Origin of the sequence: Kitasatospora sp. NPDC091257 (assembly GCF_044757675.1) — a bacterium.
Taxonomy (GTDB): domain Bacteria; phylum Actinomycetota; class Actinomycetes; order Streptomycetales; family Streptomycetaceae; genus Kitasatospora; species Kitasatospora lactacystinica.
Genome location: NZ_JBIVVI010001415.1, coordinates 1 through 2083, shown reverse-complemented (window position 1 = coordinate 2083; position 2083 = coordinate 1). Strand labels below are relative to the sequence as shown.

Here is a 2083-nt window from a genome sequence, read left to right as displayed (position 1 = left end):
GTGCGGGGGACATGGGCGTTCCCTCCGGGGGCCGGACCCTTTGGTCTGGTGAATGAACCTTCATCTCGGGCGGCACGCTACCACCGTCAGTCTGTTCATTGAACCCTCAAGGGGGGTGGACTAGGCTGACGCCCATGGCCCTGGGAACCGACTACGAACTGCAGGAGTGCGCACTGGCCCGCGCCCTGGAGGTGGTCGGCGAGCGCTGGAGCCTGCTGATCGTGCGCGACGCGTTCTACGGGGTGCAGCGTTTCAACGACTTCCTCGCCCACCTCGGCATCCCGCGCGCCGTCCTCACCTCGCGCCTCAACGCCCTGGTCGCGGCCGGGGTGCTGCGCAAGGAGCCGTACCAGCGGGCGCCGCTGCGCCACGGCTACCTGCTCACCGGGACCGGCCTCGAACTCTGGGGCCCGCTCTACCAGCTGAGCCGCTGGGGTGGCCGGCACGCCACCGACGGCGGCTCGTACCACCTCTTCGCGCACGCCGACTGCGGCACCGACCTCGACCTAGCGGGCGTCTGTCCCGCCTGCGGCGGCGGGCCCGTCCCGCCGACCGCGGTCGTCATGCGCCCCAACCCCGCCCGCGCCGGCTCCCACCGGGAGGACCCGGTTTCCCGCGCCCTGGTCCGCCCCCACCCGCTGCTCGAACCGATCGCCTCGGCGGCGCCCCCGACCGGCTGACCGCCGGCCCGCACGCCGACGGGGCCGCACGCCGACGGGGCCGCCGGCGTCGTGCCGACGGCCCCGCCCGGGACCGCTGTCACCCGGGAGCGGCGACCGGGGACAGCCCTCAGGGGGTGAAGCGCACCTCCGGGTTGGCGGCGCTCGGCCCGTCGAGCAGCGGTTGCGGGACGCCCTTCAGCTGGAGGTCGAAGAAGGCCCCGACGTACTGCCGGGTGAGCGCGAGGGCGCGCCCGCTCCCGAGGGTGGTGTACGGGCCCTTGGGGAGGCCGAGTCCCTCGATGAAGACCGGGAGGTCGGTGAAGCTGCCGTGGTCGGAGCCGTCGACGGTCAGCAGGCGCTTCCAGCCGTCCAGCCGGCCCCAGCTCGTGACCCAGGACGGGTCCTCGGTGCCGTCGGACAGCGGGTGGCCGATCATCATGAACGGCTTGCCGCCGAGGCCGGACTCGGGCACCAGGTAGTGCATGGTGCCGTCCATGTTCACCCCGGCCCGGATCCGGTCGTCGGTGAGCAGGGCGGGGACGGTGGAGGCGCCACCGGCGGAGTGCCCGGCCATGCCGATCCGGTCGCGGTCGATCAGCCGGGCGTAGCGCCAGGCCGGGTGCGGGCGGTCGGTCAGCCGGTCGATGACGAAGGAGACGTCCTTCGCCCGGCCCGCCTCCAGGCGTGCCGCGGCTTCGTCGCCGACGACCGTGCCGCACGCCGCGCAGGGGAGCGTCCGCCCGTCGGGGAAGGTGGTCCCGGTGTTCTCGTAGGTGTGGTCGATCACCGCGACGACGTAGCCGTGGCTGGTCAGGTCCTCGGCGAGGCCGCTGAGCGTGGCGCGCGGCATGGTGAAGCCGGGCGACAGGACCACCAGCGGGTAGTGGCCGCCCTGCGGGCGCGCCCCGGACTCCGACCACGTCCGGGTTCCGGACACCGCCTCGGTCGGAATGGTGTTGCCCGCGACCTTTCCGTCCAGCAGTGCCCGGGCGGCCGCGGGCGTCATGTACGGGGCGGGGGTGCCCGTCCCGGCCTGCGCGGGGTAGTACATCGAGACCATCAGCTGACGCGGACCGGAGGCGGGCACCCACGGGTCCGGACGGTTCCGGTCCACCAGGTGCAGGACCTCCTGCCCGACCGCGTACGGCCCGGTCGGGCGGGGGAGTTCGATCCGGGCGGCGGCCCGGTCGGCCGGGCCGGCGGCAGTGTCGGCGGCTGCGGTGCCGGAGTTGACGGGCGGCGCGGCCAGGGCCGGCGCGGCGGCGGCGACGGACAGCGGAAGTGCGAGCAGCAGGGCCGCCGCGGCGGCGGTCGTACGGAGTCGGCTCATGCCAGCGACGGTAGGTCGCGGGCAAGGGAACTGACGTCCGCTCAGCGGCGTACTGATCCCTTCCGGGAAGGGCTGCCGGCGCCCCTTAGGG

The 2083-nt window shown here is 74.4% G+C and carries 2 protein-coding genes; one reads left to right on the top strand and one right to left on the bottom strand.

Annotation, left to right across the window (positions count from 1 at the left end):
• The first annotated feature begins 134 nt into the window (after positions 1-134).
• Positions 135-680 carry a winged helix-turn-helix transcriptional regulator gene (locus ACIQOV_RS38870; protein ID WP_401055544.1) on the top strand — a complete coding sequence of 182 codons (546 nt, stop codon included), beginning with the start codon at positions 135-137 and terminating at the stop codon, positions 678-680.
• A 109-nt stretch (positions 681-789) separates the two neighbouring features.
• Here the strand turns inward: ACIQOV_RS38870 and ACIQOV_RS38865 are convergent, their stop codons facing one another.
• Entirely contained in the window at positions 790-1992 is a 1203-nt protein-coding gene (locus tag ACIQOV_RS38865) for an alpha/beta hydrolase family protein (protein ID WP_401055543.1), read from the bottom strand.
• Positions 1993-2083: the final 91 nt, after the last annotated feature.